This window comes from Nicoliella sp. ESL1120 (genome assembly GCF_058508515.1).
In genome coordinates this window covers 754,637-769,860 of record NZ_CP196383.1, presented here as the reverse complement: position 1 = coordinate 769,860, position 15,224 = coordinate 754,637, and the positions used below count along the sequence as shown (strand labels likewise).

Annotated in this window: 19 protein-coding genes; 1 reads left to right on the top strand and 18 read right to left on the bottom strand. The window is 34.9% G+C overall.

Annotated elements, in window-relative coordinates:
* Positions 1-3 precede the first annotated feature (3 nt).
* The 4 genes from ligA to ACSYTE_RS03175 all read right to left on the bottom strand — a co-directional run bounded on the left by ligA (position 4) and on the right by ACSYTE_RS03175 (position 6,120).
* Positions 4-2,016, bottom strand: coding sequence for an NAD-dependent DNA ligase LigA (gene ligA / locus ACSYTE_RS03190; protein ID WP_491717253.1), 2,013 nt, complete (start codon positions 2,014-2,016; stop codon positions 4-6).
* A 21-nt stretch (positions 2,017-2,037) separates the two neighbouring features.
* Positions 2,038-4,299, bottom strand: coding sequence for a DNA helicase PcrA (pcrA, locus tag ACSYTE_RS03185; protein WP_491717252.1), 2,262 nt, complete (start codon positions 4,297-4,299; stop codon positions 2,038-2,040).
* A gap of 106 nt (positions 4,300-4,405) precedes the next feature.
* The gene (locus tag ACSYTE_RS03180; RefSeq protein ID WP_491717251.1) at positions 4,406-5,524 is read right to left on the bottom strand and encodes an ATP-grasp domain-containing protein; all 1,119 of its coding nucleotides are present in this window, start codon (positions 5,522-5,524) and stop codon (positions 4,406-4,408) included.
* A gap of 23 nt (positions 5,525-5,547) precedes the next feature.
* Positions 5,548-6,120: a xanthine phosphoribosyltransferase gene (locus ACSYTE_RS03175; RefSeq protein ID WP_491717250.1), complete on the bottom strand. Its 573-nt coding sequence runs from the start codon at positions 6,118-6,120 to the stop codon at positions 5,548-5,550.
* A gap of 168 nt (positions 6,121-6,288) precedes the next feature.
* Between ACSYTE_RS03175 and ACSYTE_RS03170 the strand changes: the two genes are divergently transcribed.
* Complete coding sequence (locus ACSYTE_RS03170) at positions 6,289-6,543, top strand: DUF2187 domain-containing protein (RefSeq protein WP_491717249.1); 255 nt, start codon at positions 6,289-6,291, stop codon at positions 6,541-6,543.
* Positions 6,544-6,713: 170 nt separating this feature from the next.
* Here the strand turns inward: ACSYTE_RS03170 and ACSYTE_RS03165 are convergent, their stop codons facing one another.
* The 14 genes from ACSYTE_RS03165 to ACSYTE_RS03100 form a co-directional block, all read right to left on the bottom strand.
* Entirely contained in the window at positions 6,714-7,301 is a 588-nt protein-coding gene (locus tag ACSYTE_RS03165; RefSeq protein WP_491717248.1) for an ECF transporter S component, read from the bottom strand.
* A 77-nt stretch (positions 7,302-7,378) separates the two neighbouring features.
* Positions 7,379-7,771, bottom strand: a complete 393-nt coding sequence (rpsI, locus tag ACSYTE_RS03160; protein ID WP_491717247.1) for a 30S ribosomal protein S9 — start codon at positions 7,769-7,771, stop codon at positions 7,379-7,381.
* 13 nt (positions 7,772-7,784) lie between these two features.
* A complete protein-coding gene (gene rplM, locus ACSYTE_RS03155; RefSeq protein WP_491717246.1) occupies positions 7,785-8,228 on the bottom strand; it encodes a 50S ribosomal protein L13 in 444 nt (147 codons plus the stop codon).
* Positions 8,229-8,350: 122 nt separating this feature from the next.
* A complete protein-coding gene (truA, locus tag ACSYTE_RS03150) occupies positions 8,351-9,148 on the bottom strand; it encodes a tRNA pseudouridine(38-40) synthase TruA (RefSeq protein ID WP_491717245.1) in 798 nt (265 codons plus the stop codon).
* Between the two features lie 4 nt (positions 9,149-9,152).
* Positions 9,153-9,947: an energy-coupling factor transporter transmembrane component T family protein gene (locus tag ACSYTE_RS03145; protein WP_491717244.1), complete on the bottom strand. Its 795-nt coding sequence runs from the start codon at positions 9,945-9,947 to the stop codon at positions 9,153-9,155.
* The gene (locus tag ACSYTE_RS03140; protein WP_491717243.1) at positions 9,940-10,821 is read right to left on the bottom strand and encodes an energy-coupling factor transporter ATPase; all 882 of its coding nucleotides are present in this window, start codon (positions 10,819-10,821) and stop codon (positions 9,940-9,942) included. Before ACSYTE_RS03140 ends, ACSYTE_RS03145 begins: the two co-directional genes overlap by 8 nt.
* Positions 10,791-11,630, bottom strand: coding sequence for an energy-coupling factor transporter ATPase (locus tag ACSYTE_RS03135; protein WP_491717286.1), 840 nt, complete (start codon positions 11,628-11,630; stop codon positions 10,791-10,793). The genes ACSYTE_RS03140 and ACSYTE_RS03135 overlap by 31 nt, the downstream gene beginning before the upstream one ends.
* A 173-nt stretch (positions 11,631-11,803) precedes the next feature.
* Positions 11,804-12,187 carry a 50S ribosomal protein L17 gene (gene rplQ / locus ACSYTE_RS03130; protein ID WP_491717242.1) on the bottom strand — a complete coding sequence of 128 codons (384 nt, stop codon included), beginning with the start codon at positions 12,185-12,187 and terminating at the stop codon, positions 11,804-11,806.
* Positions 12,188-12,204: 17 nt separating this feature from the next.
* A complete protein-coding gene (locus ACSYTE_RS03125; protein ID WP_491717241.1) occupies positions 12,205-13,155 on the bottom strand; it encodes a DNA-directed RNA polymerase subunit alpha in 951 nt (316 codons plus the stop codon).
* Positions 13,156-13,233: 78 nt separating this feature from the next.
* On the bottom strand, positions 13,234-13,626 hold the full coding sequence (gene rpsK, locus ACSYTE_RS03120) for a 30S ribosomal protein S11 (protein WP_219054222.1): 393 nt from the start codon (positions 13,624-13,626) through the stop codon (positions 13,234-13,236).
* 31 nt (positions 13,627-13,657) lie between these two features.
* Complete coding sequence (gene rpsM / locus ACSYTE_RS03115) at positions 13,658-14,008, bottom strand: 30S ribosomal protein S13 (protein ID WP_491717240.1); 351 nt, start codon at positions 14,006-14,008, stop codon at positions 13,658-13,660.
* Between the two features lie 30 nt (positions 14,009-14,038).
* Positions 14,039-14,155 carry a 50S ribosomal protein L36 gene (gene rpmJ, locus ACSYTE_RS03110; RefSeq protein WP_219054220.1) on the bottom strand — a complete coding sequence of 39 codons (117 nt, stop codon included), beginning with the start codon at positions 14,153-14,155 and terminating at the stop codon, positions 14,039-14,041.
* Positions 14,156-14,180: 25 nt separating this feature from the next.
* On the bottom strand, positions 14,181-14,399 hold the full coding sequence (infA, locus tag ACSYTE_RS03105) for a translation initiation factor IF-1 (protein ID WP_219054219.1): 219 nt from the start codon (positions 14,397-14,399) through the stop codon (positions 14,181-14,183).
* A gap of 144 nt (positions 14,400-14,543) precedes the next feature.
* Positions 14,544-15,200, bottom strand: a complete 657-nt coding sequence (locus tag ACSYTE_RS03100; protein WP_491717285.1) for an adenylate kinase — start codon at positions 15,198-15,200, stop codon at positions 14,544-14,546.
* Positions 15,201-15,224: the final 24 nt, after the last annotated feature.

Sequence of the window (15,224 nt, the reverse complement as noted above, 5' to 3'; positions counted from 1 at the left end):
GCGCTAACCTTTAATTTCTGAAATAAAACGTTGTTCGTCCCAAACCGTGATGTCCAAGCTTTCCGCCTTAGTCAGCTTACTACCGGCATCCTTGCCAGCAATCACTAAATCAGTACTCTTAGAAACACTACTGGTAACGTTAGCACCATGATCTTGCAGCCAGGCAGTTGCTTCAGGCCTGGTCATTTGCTCAAGTTTACCAGTTAGTACAACTTTTTTCTGATCAAAAAATGAATTATCATTCTTCGATTCATCTGAACGGGTATAACGCATGTTAACCCCCAATGATTTTAGTTGATTTATTAATCTTTGTGCTGGAGTACTACTAAAGTAAGTCGTAACACTATCGGCAATCACAGTCCCCATTGAATTAATTGAAGCAATCGAATCTGCATCAGCTTCTTTTAAAGCGTCGATCGTTTTAAAGTGTTCAGAGATTAATCTAGCTGCTTTAGAACCAACATGTCGAATTCCTAACCCAAATAATAAGCGTTCCATAGAATTATTTCGACTATTATTAATAGAATTTAATAAGTTTTCAGCAGATTTAGGACCAAACTTATCCAAATTTAATAGATCATCCAATTTCAAACTATAAAGTCCTGCAACATCAGATAATAACTTATGATCAAAAAGTTGTTGAACGATTCTAGGGCCCAACCCAGTAATATCCATTGCATTTCGAGAAGCAAAATGAGTCATTTGCTCAGTAAGCTGTGCAGGACAAGCTGGATTAATACATCTCAATGCGACTTCGTCATCTAAATGAACCAATTTAGCCTTACAAGAAGGACATTCGGTCGGAATTAAATATGGTTTAGAATCTTTCGGTCGCTTAGTCGCAATATATTCGGATATTTCTGGAATAATATCCCCGGCTTTATGCAACTTAACGGTATCACCGATTCGAACACCCTTTTCTTTCAAATAGTCAGGATTATGAAGAGAAGCTCTCGAAACAATGGTTCCAGCTAGCTTAACTGGTTCCATAACAGCAGTAGGAGTTACGACCCCAGTTCTACCGACCGTCCATTCAATATCGATTAATTTGGTCTCTTCTTCTTCGGGAGGGAACTTATATGCAATCGCCCACTTGGGAACTTTAACGGTCGCCCCAATTTGGGTTTGTAAATTTAATTCGTTCACTTTAACCACGATTCCATCAATTCCATATTCTAAGCTATCACGTTTTGCTTGATATTCATCAATATAAGAATTAATTTGATCTAAGTTATTAGCAACATGGTAGCTAGGGTTAATTGTAAATCCTAAATCCTTTAATTCAGCTAACAAGCCACTTTGGGTATTCGTTTTTAAATCATTATAATCAGCCACATTGTACATAAACGTACTTAAATGACGACTAGCAGTAATGCGTGGATTTAACTGCCTTAAACTACCGGCAGCTGCATTTCTAGGGTTAGCAAAAACATTTTCTCCATTCCGTTCCCGTTCTTCATTTAATTTTGCAAAGGAATCCTTGGGCATATAACATTCTCCCCGAACTTCAATCGTGATTGGACGGGTTAATTTTTGCGGGATCGAAGGAATCGTTTTTAAATTCCTAGTAATATCTTCACCAATTTGACCATTACCACGAGTTGATCCCTCAACAAGTAATCCATTTTCATAACGTAATGATATCGAGAGTCCATCAATTTTCAGTTCACAGTTAAATTGCGCTACTTCTGGGTAATTTTTTTCAATTCTAACGGTAAAATCATCCAATTCAGTTTTTGAAAAAACATCCCCTAATGATAATAAGGGAATATTATGATTCACTTTTGAAAATTGTGGTAGGACTTGTCCACCCACATTTTGAGTTGGTGAATCAGCGGTAATTAAATTAGGATACTTCTTTTCTAGGTTAACTAATTCCTGGTAAGTGGCATCATAGACAGCATCTTCAACACTAGGTTTATCTTGAACGTAGTATTCACGACTCCATCTTTTTAGTTTTGGCTTAATTTCATTTATCTTTTGCTCAGCAGCTTGTTCAGAACCTTTAGTACTCACAAACATTCCTCCTCAAAAGATTTATTCCTTAGTAATTGGTGCAAATGCTGCAAGTAATTTTTTCACACCGGTTGGAGTTGGAAATGCAATATCTAATTCCATACTTTCACCGTTTCCATCAACTTTAACAACGGTTCCAGTTCCCCAAGCTTTATGAGAAACCTTGTCTCCAACATTCCAAGTCTGGTTGCTAGCCCCAGTTGTTTGCTTCGTTGACTTATGACTACTTGGTCCCCGATAAGGAGAAGAATTAGCAAAACGAGCATTACGATTATTTGGACTATCAAATGGGGTTTTAATTGCCCCACTAGAAGCAGTCCTTCCATTCGAGTTAACTGCATTAATTAAATCAGGGTTAATCTCTTCGATAAATTGGGAGGCTGGATTCGTTTGTCTTCGACCATATAACATCCTGGCAAATGTATTTGTTAAATAAAGTTTCTTTTGTGCACGTGTAATTCCAACATAAGCCAATCGACGTTCTTCTTCTAGCTCCTTTGGATTCTCCATTGCTTTGGAAAGTGGAAAAATACTATCTTCCATCCCAATCATAAATACGACTGGAAATTCTAGTCCCTTTGCTGCATGCAAAGTCATTAAGGTTACTTCTGGGGTATTTTCAGCAATATCATCCTGTGCTGATACTAACGATAGATCAGAAAGAAAGTCAACTAACGTACCATCATCTGAGCCATCTTGATGGGAGTCATCGAAATGCTTTGTAACTGATAAAAATTCCTCAATATTTTCAACACGCGCATTTGCTTCCAATGTCTTTGAAGCTTTTAAAGTCGATAAATAACCAGTTTTTTCTAATACGGCATTCGTTAAGTCAGTTAATGATAATTTATTTACATCGGCTTGTAGGGCTGTCATTACCGCACCAAAATTATCAATTGCCCTTCTAGCTCGACTACTAATATCATTATTTAATTCAATGTTTTGACAAGCTTCAAATACACTCCATGAGTTAGCATTAGCAAAGTTAACTAGTTTTTCAATACTAGCGGCGCCAATTCCACGTTTAGGTTCATTAATGATTCTTTGTAAACTCATGGAATCACTTGGATTAGCAAGCAATGTTAAGTACGCTAAAACATCTTGGATTTCCTTACGATCGTAAAACTTATGACCACCAACAATTGTATATGGAATATTAGATTTTAAAAGGGTTTCTTCAATTACACGTGATTGTGCATTAGTTCGATATAAAACCGCAAAATCACCATATGAATAATGATTGTTACTCATTTCATTCTTAATATTTGTAACAACAAAGCGTGATTCATCAAATTCACTCTGCGCACGATAATAAGTAATTTTTTCTCCGACTGCATTTTCAGTCCATAAATTTTTATCCTTACGTTCTTCGTTATTTTGAATAACTGCATTTGCAGCGTTCAAAATTGTTTTAGTCGAACGATAGTTTTGTTCCAATAATGTCACATGCGCCTTAGGATAATCATCTTGAAAGTCTAAGATATTATTCATATTTGCACCACGCCAACCATAGATACTTTGGTCAGCATCCCCAACTACACAAACGTTTTCGTACTTTTCACCTAGCATGTGAACGAGTCTATATTGTGCCTCGTTCGTATCTTGGTATTCATCAACGTGGATATACTTAAACTTATCTTGGTAATAATGTAAAACATCAGGGGCTTTTTCAAACAATTGAATTGTCATCATGATCAAGTCATCAAAATCAACCGATTGATTGCGATGAAGTTCTTTTTGATATTGTTTATAAACTTCACCAGTCACCTTAATAAAGGGATTTTCAGCATTATTATTATTCGATACGAACTCATTTGGCGTTTGTAAATCGTTTTTGGCGTTCGAAATCATCGATAAAATTGAACGGGGGCTATAAATCTTTGGATCATAATCTAAATCCTTTAAAATATTCTTAATTAAAGTTTGTTGTTCACTAGTCCCAGCAATCGTAAATGATTTATCATAACCTAAAATATCAATATAACGTCTTAAAATTCTAACGCAAAGAGCATGGAAGGTAGAAACCCAAACTTCATTTCCACTAGGTCCTAATAGTTTAATGACCCGTTCTTTCATTTCTCGTGCAGCTTTATTAGTAAAAGTAATCGCCAAAATATTCCAGGGTAAAACATTATTATCCTGAATTAAATGTGCAATCCGATGAGTTAAAACACGCGTTTTACCACTCCCTGCACCTGCCATAATTAATAGCGGGCCATCAGTTTGTAAAACGGCTTCACTTTGCTTATCGTTCATCCCTGCCAAAAGTTCATTATTGGACAACGTTATTCAATCCTCTCTCAATCTCTTATCATTATTATTATAGCATAGCAATTTTTTAATAACTAATAACACAAAAGCGCCGATATAGTTAATATACCGACACTTATTAATCCCAAATTCCAGAGTTATTCACTTGCTCTAAAGTTTTATCTAAATCACTAGTCGGAACGATTACATGACCAATTGCACCATGTTCGTTCTCACCCTTGGTATAAAATACAAATTGCCAATTCGGTTTTAGGGCCCATTGACGTTTTATATCTTCAAGTTGATCTTGAGTAAACGTTCTAAGGTAAAAAGTATCATCATCTACCTTTGGATAAGTAGGTAATCCGCAAATCGATCTTAAATGACCGTCGGTGATACTTTCAACACAACGGTCGAAGATCATTGCTTCTATATCTAGCCTTGGTTCAATCGATTTAATGTAGATCGTATCATTATTAGTAACCAAGAATTTTATTTTAAAGGCTCCAAAATATTTTAAATTATCAGAAACTAGATTTCCAATCCGATTCATTTCCGTTTTAACATCCGAACTCAAGGCGGTAATATTAGATGCGCTAATTAACTGCTTTCCCTTATATCTACACTGAACTAATGGAATCAACTTGGGTTCATCTTTCATCCCATTAATAATATTCAATGAATATTCAAATTCATGTTCAATATATGGCTCTAAAATGTAGGTACCCCGATCTAGCATAATCGCTGCCCTGGCAATATCAACTTGATTATGAATAATTAACTGTTGATCATTGAAAAATGATTTTTGAATCGGCTTCAAAATTGCTGGATAGCCAATTGAATCAATTGAATTATAAAGATCATTTAATTCTACGATCGTAACATAAGGCAACGTATTAACATTCAAATCATTTAAAAATGCCTGTTCAATCAGACGATCATTCATAATTTCTAAAATATCAGTTCCCTGTGGGACCCTCGTAAACTGAGTCAGATAGTTAATTAAGTCTGAATTCGTACGAATTGAATTATAGGTAATAACATCGCAACGTTGTGCGAAATCCTTTAGCTTATCGGTATCCTTTAAAGAGGCATTGATCACAAAGTCAGCAATTGAATCAAACTGATTATCAGCATTATCAGTGTACATTCCCACTTTTAGTCCGTTTCTTTTTGCTGCTGTGATTAAATTAAATGAATTGACATCATTATTAATAATTCCGATAGTATCACCGGGATAAATAAAATTATTAGTCAATTAAATCACTACTTTCAACTATTTTATTCTACAAATGTAACTTGATTATCATCAAGGGACTTCACCCTAGCAAGTGATTCTAGTTTGATTCCCTTTTCATTGATTAACTTATGACCATCTTGGAAACTCTTTTCGATCACGATTCCAACCCCTGCGATCTTAGCTCCAGCATCTTTAATAATATCTAATAAACCAGAAACAGCTTGTCCATTAGCCAAAAAATCATCAATGATCAAAACATTATCATTTGAATTAATAAAACGCTTATCAATACTAATTTGATTAGTAACTTGCTTAGTATATGAATAAACATCTGCAAAATAGATATTAGAATTATGCGTCAAACTCTTGTTCTTACGTGCAAAAACGACTGGAACGTTTAAATGAAGTCCTGCAAAAACAGCAGGAGCAATACCGGAAGATTCAACAGTTAAGATTCTAGTGATATGATCATTTTTAAACAGTCTAGCAAATTCTTGCCCTAACTCATCCATTAGCTGTGGGTCAACTTGGTGATTTAAAAAACGATCAACTTTTAGAATGTTACCTGGTAGTACCGTTCCCTCTTTTTTGATCCGTTCTTCAAGTAATTTCATTTATATTCTCCTATTCCGTGAACTATATTTATAATTCATTTTAACGAGATTTAAAATTAAAAACAATCTAATTTAGATGATATGTAGAGATTTTTAAGAAAATAAATTGACATTGTAGTTTTTTTTAGTTATATTGCAAAGGATAAAACGTTTTAGGAGATGAGCATTTTGGCTAAAAATACTGAGGTTAGTCCAGAACAAGCAAAGTACAACGTTGGAGACCAAGTATCATTTACATTAGAAAAACAGAAATTTACTGGAATTATCGAAAAGGGATATACAAATTCATTTCTCATTTCCTTCAATTCTGATGATCCTGCAATCGTTGATAAGTACCATAATAAGGTCGTTATCAATAATAAGAAGTTAAAGATGATCAAAGCAGCTCCTCGTAAAAAGGAAGAACCTAAAAAAGAAGATTAGTTAAAACGGAGAATAGATCGTAAGACCATAAAATGGTTCTTGATATAGGAAATAAAAATTTCTTATACCAAGAACCATTTTTTATTCATCATCGTTAATACGAATCCATAATTATTTGACCAACCCCTAATGAATATAGGATCCGTCATTTTTATATTTGAAGACGTATGTCACAGTCTTCTTTGCTTATTAATGAATTTAGTTAATGGGATAGAGACTAGCGGTGTTATAACAGCAGCTATTATCGCCTCCAAAACTCCATTTGTGGTAAATACAGTTAACAAATAAGGCAAAAGTTCTTTCACATTAATGTTGTATAGTTGCTGAGCATATCCATGATAAAAAACGTAAATCATGCTCAATAACAAAACTGTATTTGTCAAAGATCCAATTATACCAGTAAGTGCCAAAATTAATTTAGAATTTTTGGCATGAAAAATACGGTTATAGATTATTCCAGCTACTAATCCGATTAAAATTCTCGGTAAAACAGACACAAGCGGATTAATAAAAACATATTGAGCTAATGGGCTAGTCGGCCAAAAGAACGCTCTTACAAACGTAATTAATCCCCAAATCGTTCCAATTAATACCCCATCACTAGTCCCTAATGTAACCGTAGCAATAACCACTGTGATTGGAATAATGGTTAAACTTAACGGGCCAATTGGAATATATCCCAATCCTGGTACTGTAGTTTGAATGATTATCAAAGCAATAAAAATGGCCCTTATCACTAATTTTGATGTATTATTCATGACTAAACTCCTTTTAAATCGAACAAAAAAACTCTGCTTCCAAACGGGAGCAGAGCCAAAATGTATAAAAATAAATTTTAACGTTTTGAGAATTGACCAGCCTTACGAGCCTTCTTCAAACCTGGTTTCTTACGTTCCTTCATCCGAGGATCACGAGTTAATAAACCAGCGCGCTTTAATGGACCACGGAAATCTGGGTCTACATCTAATAATGCACGTGCAATTCCATGACGAGTTGCTCCAGATTGACCAGAGTAACCACCACCATTAACGTTAGCAAAAACGTCATAGTTACCAAGAGTTTCAGTAACGTTAAATGGTTGCATAATTACTTCTCGTAAGTTTGCAAATGGAATGTAATCTTCAACTGGCTTGTCGTTAATAACAACCTTACCAGTTCCGGGTACTAAGCGTACTCGTGCAGTTGAATCTTTACGGCGACCAGTGCCGCGATATTGTACTTGAGCCAAATTAGTCCCCTCCTTAAATTAATTTACTAATGTCTAACTTTTCTGGGTTTTGAGCTTCATGCTTATGATCTTCGCCAGCGTATACATGTAACTTCAAAAATACTTGGTGACCCAAAGTACCATGAGGTAACATACCCTTAACTGAAGTTTCGATAAGCTTTTCAGGTGTATTTTCACGCATTTGGCCTGCAGTCTTTGATTTCAAACCACCAATATAACTGGAGTGGTGGTAGTAAACCTTGTTAGCAGCCTTACGACCTGATAATGCAATCTTTGATGCATTAATAACAATAACATTATCACCAGTATCAACGTTTGGTGTAAATGTTGGTTTATTTTTTCCTCTTAAGATTGAAGCAACAACAGTTGATAAACGTCCTAATTCGATGCCATCTGCATCGATAACGTACCATTTGCGTTCTACTTCACCTGGTTTTGCCATATATGTTGTACGCAATTTGAATTCCTCCATGTTTCTGTGTTTGTTCGACACCAACTAAAAGTTTCCGGGGCTTTATTGTGGGGCAAACAATACCAACTACCATAATACAAACATTTATCAATAAAGTCAATAATAAATTAACGTTGTTTGACTGGTAATTTAGTTGGATGCTTAGGATCATCGCCCTCATAATAAACCCGCTTTAAATATAGTCCGCTAGCTGGCGCTGTCAAGCGCGCCTGATTTCGATTTTTAACTTTAAAGAGCCGTTTAATATCGTTAACATCTCTTCTGCCAGCACCGATTTCGATTAGAACCCCAGCCATAATTCTTACCATGTTATATAAGAACCCGTTTCCATAAAATTCTAAAACAACTTCATTTTGTTGTTTATCAAGGTAACAAGTGGCTTCGTAAATTGTTCTTACATTTGTCTTAGCCGTCGATCCAGAAGCAACAAAACTCGAAAAGTCATGTTCACCAACCAAGTCGACAATTGCTTTTTTTATTTTATCAATATCTACTGGGAAACGCCAATGTCCCGTATAGAATCTTTTAAAAGGATTAATAAATTCACTTAAATCAAATCGATACATATAACGTTTTCCAGAAACATCATATCGAGCATGAAAATCATCAGCAACTATTTGAACGTTTGTAACTTCCATATCAAGGGGCAGCATACTGTTAATCCCCTTTAACATTCCAATTTCACTAATTTGATACGGAAAATCAAAATGAACTACTTGGCCCAAAGCATGAACACCTGCATCAGTGCGCCCCGATCCAAATACAGGAATTTTAGGATCTGGGTTTTTAGCCATTTTATTAACAACACTAGTTAAAACTCCCTCAATCGTTCGTTGATGGGGTTGTTTTTGAAATCCCGCAAAATTAGTGCCATCGTAAGCTAATATGATTTTAAAGCGTGCCAATTCCTCACCTCCTAAATAAAATCACTAAAATCGCAATTAGAATAAAAATCATCCAGGTGTAAAAATCAATTCTAGACATTTTATAAATATGATAACGACTCCGATTATCGCCATCCTTATAACCACGAGCTTCCATTGCTCGGCCTAATCCCTCAGCATGCTTAAAGGAACTTATAAATAATGGAATTAGAATTGGCACCATTTTTTTGGCGCGATTCAATATATTTCCCTCTTTAAAATTAACCCCACGTGAACTCTGAGCCTTCACAATTGTTTCAGTTTCATCCATCAATGTTGGAACAAATCGTAATGAGATCGATATCATCAAAGACATTGTATAAACAGGAAATTTAATTTTTTTCAATGGCATCAAAATTTTTTCAATTCCAGAAGCAATCGAAAGCGGGTCAGTAGTGAGCGTCAATACCGTCGAGAAAAAAATAATTAACAAGAAACGGATAAAAATGAATCCAGCAGTTTTTAATCCATCGTCAGTAATCGTTATAAAGCTAAATTTAAATAATACCTGTCCAGTATTATCAAATAAAATTTGAATAATTACAGTAAAAATAATTACCCAGACTAAGGGCCTGATTCCACGTAAAAAGAATTTTAATGGCGTTTTAGAAGCCAAAACAGCCGTTAAAGATAAAATAGTCATTAAACCATAGGTAATGATGTTATTCGCAAAAAAAATAATAAAAACAAAAAATATCGATAACAATATTTTAGATGCTGGATCCATTTTATGGATAATTGAATTGCCAGGAATGTAACGGCCTAATAATAACTTATTCATTTTGATCACTCATTTTAAAATTTATTTTGGCAAGCAGTTCTGATGTCAATTCATCAGGGGTCAAAGGAAAAGATGACATTTTAATTCCAATTTTACTAAGTTCATTGGCAAATCTAACGGTTTCTGGCACTGCTAGATTCATTTTAGAAAGTAAGGATTGATCCTGAAATAGTTCTCTTGGCGTCCCTTTAAAACAAAGAGCTCCATGATTTAGAACAGCTACGTAGTCAGCATATTTAGCAACCATTTCCATTTGATGAGTAACTAAGATCACTGTGATGCCATGTTTATTTCTCAAATCTGATACCAAATTCATAATATCAAATTGCCCCTTTGGATCTAATCCCGCTGTCGGCTCATCTAAAACTAATATATCTGGATTAGTTGCTAAAACTCCAGCAATTGCAACCCTTCTCATCTGACCTCCTGATAGTTCAAATGGTGAACGTTGTAATAATGAACTAGGGAGTCCAACTCGCTTAACGCTGTCTAAGGCTAACTGGTGTAGCCTATCTTCTGCAATTCCAAAATTCTTCGGTCCAAACGAAATGTCCTTTTCAACGGTCTCCTCAAATAGTTGATTCTCCGGTTGTTGAAAAACAATTCCAACTTTTTTTCGAATTCGATAAATTTCCTTTATGGCCGTTTTTGAATTTAAAATTGCATCTTTAACAGTAACAGATCCAGAGGTTGGTAACAATAACCCATTAATTTGTTGAATCAATGTTGATTTTCCGCTTCCAGTATGACCAACAAGGGCCCAAAAATCACCCTTATTTATATTAAAACTGATGTTATTTAAAGCTTTAGATTCAAATGGTGTATTAGGCTGATACAAGTAACTTACTTCTTTAAAGGAAACTGCTTGATCCATTCTATAAATGCTCCTTCATTTAAATAATAATTGGGGACACTGACTCCGTGCTGCTTTAAATTTTCCTTTATTTTAGCCGCATATGGTAATTCTAAACCCATGTCAACTAGTTTTTCAGGATCGCTAAATATTTCGTCAGGTTGATTTTCAGCGACTACTGTTCCATTATTTAAGACTAGAATACGATCTGCAAGCTTTAATTCATTTACATCATGAGTAATCGAAATAATTGTTAATCCATAATCTTGTTTCAACTTATTAATTACAGATAAAATATTTGATTTACCAGCAGGGTCTAACATATTAGTAGCTTCATCCAAAATAATTATCTTAGGTTTTAGAGCTATGATGCCAGCTAATGCAATTCTTTGTTTTTGCCCACCAGATAAATCTGAAGGTGCTTTTTGCTTAAAGTCCAGCATATCAACAGCCCTTAATGAATCATCAACAATTTGATGCATTTTATTATATTCAATTTGTCGATTCTGTAACCCAAATGCAATATCATCTTCAACGGTTGCTCCAACAAATTGATCATCTGGATTTTGAAATACTAATCCAATTTTAGTTCTAATATCCCAAACGGAATCAGGACTTAATGGGACTGATTCTACCTCAATCGATCCACTATCAATTTCAATTAAACCATCTAAAGCACTAATCAAAGTGCTTTTTCCACTACCATTATGCCCAATAATAGATAACCATTCTCCCTGCTTAACGTTAAAAGACACATCATTTATTGAATATTGATCAGAATCTGCGTATTTATATTTTAGATGGCTTACTTTAATAATGTAATCGTTGATAATAATCCCTCGGTTCTATTTTAATATAAATTTATGTATAAAAAAATCACTAACAGGTTAGTAATGCATAGATAAAAATCTATATTCGAACTAGACTCGGGATTCCCATCATCATAACGTTCTATATTACTAACCCTAGTGATTTCATTTAATATGAAATTATAAACAATTAATTAGTCAACTAATTGTAAAATAACCATTGATGCACCATCACCACGACGAGGCATGGTCTTGTACATACGAGTGTATCCACCGTTACGATCGGAATACTTAGGTGCAACATCATCAAAAAGCTTTTGTAAAGCAGTTTGAACGGTTACAGTATCGCCATCTTCTTTAGCATCAGCAATTACGTTTTGTAAGAATGCAGCTGCTTTACGGCGAGCACTAAGATCACCACGCTTACCAAGCGTAATCATCTTATCAGTTGTTGAGCGAACTTCTTTAGCACGTGCTTCAGTAGTCTTAATTTGACCATTGATTAATAATTCAGTGGTTAAATTACGAAGTAATGAACGACGATGAGCACTAGTGCGTTGTAATTTACGGTAACTCATATCTGGATATCCTCCTTTTAATCTTCTTTACGTAGGGACAAGCCTAAGTTATTTAACTTAATTTTTACTTCATCAAGGGACTTACGACCTAGATTACGAACCTTCATCATATCAGGTTCACTCTTATCAGTAAGTTCTTGAACAGTATTAATCCCAGCACGTTTTAAACAATTGTAAGAACGAACAGAAAGGTCTAATTCCTCAATTGTCATTTCTAACATTTTTTCCTTATGTGTTTCTTCTTTTTCGACCATTACCTTTGTGTTCTTAGCTTCATCGGTAAGGTTAACAAACATATTAAGGTGATCAGTTAGAATCTTAGCAGCCAAACTAACAGCTTCACTAGGTGTCATAGAACCATTAGTCCAAACATCTAGCGTAAGCTTATCATAATCAGCTTTATGACCAACCCGTGCATTTTCAACTTGGTAATTTACACGTTCGATTGGGGTATAAACGGAATCAACTGGTAAAACACCGATTGGCATTCCTTCATTACGTGCTTTATTTTCATCAGCAGAAACGTAACCACGACCCTTATTTGCAGTTAAGCGCATATGGAAAGTAGTCCCTTCTGCAACCGTTGCAATGTGTAAATCTTTATTCAAGATTGTAACATCTGCATCGGCTTCGATATCACCAGCAGTAACATTAGCTGGACCAGTCACATTAATCTCGAAAGATTTTTCAGCGTCATCTGATCCTTCAATCTTCAAATCAATTTTCTTAACATTAAGAATAATTTGAGTAACATCTTCCACAACACCCTTAATAGTAGAGAATTCATGTAAGACGTCATCAATTTGAACACTAGTAATCGCAGCACCAGGTAAAGATGAAAGTAAAATTCTTCTTAAAGAATTACCAAGGGTTGTTCCATAACCACGTTCTAATGGTTCTACAACAACTTCACCATAGTTATCGGTTTCATCAATTTTATGAATATCAGGCTTTTCAAATTCAATCATTCTTATCTTCTACCCCTTTCAAAACGTTACGAGTCAATAAAAGTTTATCACCGTTAAGCAAATAACGGATAAATAACCTTAAACCCGACGACGCTTTGGAGGACGAGATCCGTTATGAGGAACTGGAGTTACATCGCGAATAGCGGAAACTTCTAAACCAGTAGATTGAAGTGCACGAATAGCAGATTCACGACCTGAACCAGGACCCTTAACAGCTACTTCAACAGTCTTCATACCATGTTCCATTGAAGTCTTAGCAGCAGCTTCTGCAGCCATTTGAGCAGCAAAAGGAGTTGACTTACGACTACCACGGAAACCTAAAGCACCAGCAGAAGACCAGGCAATAGCATTTCCTTGAACATCAGTGATCATTACTAAAGTATTATTGAAAGTGGAGTGAATATGAGCAACACCAGATTCAATATTTTTCTTTACACGACGCTTACGTGTATTTCTTTTTTTAGTTGCCATGAGAATTATTTACCTCCTTCATAAATATTTTTTACTTACTACCCTTTTTACCCTTACGAGTACGAGCATTGTTCTTAGTGTGTTGACCTCTAACAGGTAAACCACGACGATGACGCATTCCACGGTATGAACCAATTTCTTGTAGTAACTTGATGTTCATACTTACTTCACGACGTAAGTCACCTTCAATTTTGTAACTGTCAACAACTTCACGAATTTTATCTTCTTGGTCAGGAGTTAAGTCACGAACACGAACATCTTCAGAAACGTTTGCTTTTGAGAGAATTTCTTGTGATCTTGACTTACCGATACCAAAAATGTAAGTTAAACCGATTACGATACGCTTATCACGTGGTAAATCAATTCCAGCGATACGAGCCATTAAATTACACCTCCTATATTAATAAATTAATTACTTACCTTGACGTTGTTTGTGCTTAGGGTTAGTACAAATAACCATAACCCGACCCTTACGTCTAATAACTTTACAATTTTCACACATTGGTTTTACTGATGGACGTACTTTCATTCTAATTGCCTCCTAAACAAAAGTTTTACTTAAAACGGTATGTGATGCGACCCTTAGTTAAGTCATATGGAGATAGTTCCACAGTAACTTTATCACCAGGCAAAATGCGAATGTAGTGCATCCGAATCTTACCTGACACGTGAGCCAAAATATCATGTCCGTTTTCTAATTCAACACGAAACATTGCATTAGGTAAAGTTTCTAAAACTTTACCCTCAACTTCAATGACATTATCTTTAGACAAAGAAAAATCCTCCTAAAAATTTATAGATTTTATTAATGAGCAAAAAGCCCACTTATCTCTCAAAATCCTACATACATAGGATAGTTTAGCACACAAAACGCAGCTGAACAATTATATCAACAATAAATTGATATTTAAGAGAAATTATGCTTTAAATTGATCAAGAATTTTTGTAATTGCCTTAGTAACATCTTCGATGGATTGATTACCATCAACAGTGAATAAAACATTTTTATTCTTGTAAAAATCAATTAAAGGTGTATTCATCTTAATGTTTACATCTAAACGATTCTTAACTGTTTCTGGCTTATCATCACTTCGTTGATAAAATTCATGTCCGCCACAAACATCACAAGTATCCTTAACCTTAGGCATTTTGTAAAGTTTGTGATAAGTAGCACCACAATTCTTACAAATAAATCGGCCGGATAATCTTTCAACTAATGTATTAGGATCAACATCAATATTAATCACTGCATCAATTGGTTTATTAAGTTCACTTGTGATTTTTTCTAAATCATTTGATTGTTGTAAAGTTCTAGGAAAACCATCTAACATATAACCCTTATTAGTGTCATCTTTTGATAAACGATCCTTAACGATTCCAGATGTAACTTCATCTGGAACTAAATCACCTTTATCAATGTACTTCTTAGCTTCAACTCCCATTGGAGTTTGATTTTTAATCGCAGCACGAAAGATGTCACCAGTTGAAATATGAGGAATTCCATACTTTTCAACAATATATTCTGCTTGAGTACCTTTACCAGCACCTGGAAGGCCCATTAAAATAAGATTCATTGACATAGCTATTTATCCCCTTTG